Origin of the sequence: Chryseobacterium sp. VD8 (genome assembly GCF_037149975.1) — a bacterium.
Taxonomy (GTDB): Bacteria; Bacteroidota; Bacteroidia; order Flavobacteriales; family Weeksellaceae; genus Chryseobacterium; species Chryseobacterium indicum.
The window spans coordinates 1-3,046 of the sequence record NZ_JBBCQL010000348.1 but is presented as its reverse complement, the minus strand read 5'-3'; the positions used below and the strand labels follow the sequence as shown (position 1 = coordinate 3,046).

At 44.9% G+C, this 3,046-nt stretch carries 2 protein-coding genes and 1 pseudogene; all 3 read right to left on the bottom strand.

Annotated elements, in window-relative coordinates:
- Positions 1–1,901, bottom strand: a 1,901-nt coding sequence (locus WFK35_RS21860; protein WP_336734673.1) for a hypothetical protein, incomplete at its 3' end; no start/stop codon positions are given.
- 5 nt (positions 1,902–1,906) lie between these two features.
- Positions 1,907–2,419: a T9SS type A sorting domain-containing protein gene (locus WFK35_RS21855; protein ID WP_336734671.1), complete on the bottom strand. Its 513-nt coding sequence runs from the start codon at positions 2,417–2,419 to the stop codon at positions 1,907–1,909.
- A gap of 33 nt (positions 2,420–2,452) precedes the next feature.
- Positions 2,453–3,046: pseudogene (locus tag WFK35_RS21850) on the bottom strand (T9SS type A sorting domain-containing protein); the annotation flags it as partial.

Genomic DNA, 3,046 nt, shown 5'->3' with positions numbered 1-3,046 from the left:
CTCATATCCTGATCCAGAGAGTAAAAAGAAGGCGTACTTCCTGAGGTAAGGCTTACAGGTTCTGCAAAATAATATCTGGAGTAGCTTCCGTCGATCATATTAACGGCTTTTATATTCGTGTATCCTAAAGGTTTGCTGGTGCTTCTTCCTGTATCTATAAAAGATACATCTTCCGCATAATCCAGTATTTGCCCGCTGGAATACTGGGGATCTGTAAAGCTGCTGTACTCATATCGGGTATAGCTTACCGGAGCAGAAGATCCCGGATTGAAGTTTTTAATGCTTTTTATCCTCAGACCGTTTCCGTATCCGTTTTCATCGCGTGGCTGTTCTTTGGCGGCATACACAGACATGGTTCCGTGTCCCTGTCGGGTTCCGATAAAAGAAACAGTAACTGAAGAGCTGCCATATGTGAGATCAAAATATTGTTTATCGCCGCATTCCACACCGGTATAAGGATTGATGAAAGGGGATCCGTTATCGTTATTAACTGTATATCCTATTGTATTAGGAACTCCCGGTTTAGGAGGAGGAAAAGGATACAGCACATAGTCATAGGTTACAAATATCCTGTTTTTGTATCCCTGAGGTTTTGAAAACGTATACTGGTTAGTAACGGAGGTGTCAAAATTAATGGTCTGTATTTTATCAAAGTCATGATTATCGTAATAGCATTGTCCGGAAGTGCAGGCCGTATTCTGTCCCGGGGTTCTTATCACGTTGGACTCGAATTCATATTCCACACTTCCCCCGGTAGGAAGATTTACGCGTTTCAGTGAGCCGTAATGCACCGTCGCGGGATTGGTACTTCCCGGAGAACGGAGTTCTCCCTCATCAAAGCTGCACGGATCGTAGTAGTTCGGATATCCGAAACTGTCCGGGTAATTAGTTACACCGGTTACTTGCGGATCATTATACTGGAAGGTGAATTTCTGAACCGGAGCGCTGTTTTTATCCAGATTAATAAGCTCCTCAAGGTGATCATTTGTGTGTACAAACTTATACTGGTTGATGATCTGGCTGCGGGTATCTTTCAGGAGTACCTTATCGAGCTGGTACCAGTCCCTGTCTCCGGGGTTGTTGAGAGAGTGGGGGTTGGTATTACTGAGGTAGAGGTATTCAATGCTTCCGGTTCCGGGAATCGTGATCTTTTTAATCTTGTTCTGCTGCAGATCCCCCACAAACTGGTTCACCGATTCAATGGTGGTTTCATATTCTACGGCGGCAACTTCTTCATTTTTAGCATTGAAGATTCTGGAAAGTAAAAAACCGCTGTTGATAAGTTTGGTATTTGCGGGAACTTCAGGAAAAGAGAAATCTCCTCCGCGATGGATCTTATTGATGTTTATTTTATCAAAAAGGTAACGGTTTCCTTTGGTATCGATAATGGTAAAGGACTTTATTTTATCGTTCTGGCTGTTATCTTTCGTGATGATGATCCTGTTGTTGGAAGGGGAGGTATGAACGGCGGTAAGTTCCTGCGTAGCCGTATTTTTTCCGATGTAGAATTTGCCGCTTCCTCCCGGAAAGCTGTAACTGTAAACATCCGAAACAGATTCACCGGAAGAGCTCAGTACATAATCGTGCTCATCACGCGTTCTGTTTCTTATGACGCTGCCTATGGAAGAGAGGTTCCATCCTTTTCCCACATCACTGATGAGGCTGTAGCCGGAAATACTCTCAGTGGAGTAATTAACCGAAAGAGTAACGGAGGTTCCGGTGGTAGGAATTTCCACGTTAAATAAAGGAAAACCGATATTGGGAATTCCCTGGTACATATTGGTATCTCCGTTGGTCACATAATCATACTTCTGAAGACCTATGGCGTTGGACTGCGCAGCAATATGGATCCCTCCCAGAAGGGAAGCCAGTAAAAATGCGCTTATCATTATTTTTTTCATTTGTCTTATTTTTTAATCAATTTGGCATTCGCCGTTTTGTCATTGGTTTTCACCACCACCAGATACGCCCCCTGAATCAAAGGCTGGGTATTGATCTTGGTGATCTTATTTTTTGTTTTTAGCGTTTCAAGCTTTCTTCCGCCCATATCATACACCGCGATCTCAGCCTCAAATGCTCCCTCTCTCAAGCCCTCAAACCCAAGCTCCACGTACACATAATCCGTTACCGGGTTCGGGTAGATCTTAATGTCCTGCTTTTCGATCAGCTGGTCAACCTGTTTGTCACCCAGCTTCACGATCTTCCAGTTTTCTTTCCCCAGTTCCTCTGCGCTGGTTCCTGCGAGTACAATCGATCCGTCACGGTTCAGCTTAATATCAGACAGTCTTTCCTCTTTTTTTCGGGATTCTCCCTTCACGTGCTTTCTCCACTGCTCATTTCCGTTCTGGTCCAGATACAGCATCCAGAAAGTCTCGTCATCATTTTCAATCCTGCCTTCCGCCTGTGTGTAACCGCCCAAGAGAATTCCCTTAGACTTCCCGCCTCCGTCTTCCTACTTTCCGGCAATGACGCTCATCCCCATAAGAACATCGCGGTTTTTAAAGCTGTAAGATTTCTGCCAGAGTTCTTCACCCCTTTCATCAATGGAGATTAACCAGAGGTCTGTACCCTCTTCAATACCAACGGATTTATTTCCCGATCTTTCCGATCTGGATTCCCCTCCGATCAGGTAACCTGTTGAAGTCAGCGCCAGCGTTCTTAGATGATCGTCGCTTTTTCCTCCGAAATTCTTTTCCCATTCCACTTTTCCGTCTTTCGAAAGTTTCACGATCCAGTAATCGCCTTCGCCAAAATTTTCTGTCTGCTTGGCTTTACTTCCAGCCTCTGCCTTCCCGCTTCCTGCCAAAGCCCCGCTTCTCGAATAGATCCCTAACAAGGCTCCCCCGTCTTTGGTGGGAATCATTTTTTCCACTTCATCCAATCCTTTACCTCCTAATACCAATTGGGATAGTTCCTTCCCGTTTTTGTCTAATCTTACGACTAAAACATCTTTGGAGCCGTAGCCCGTCATTTTCACATCCTGAGCCTGTTTACCCTGAGCGGAGCCGAAGGGAAGGGTTGTATTTCCCGCTACAAAGAACCCCAT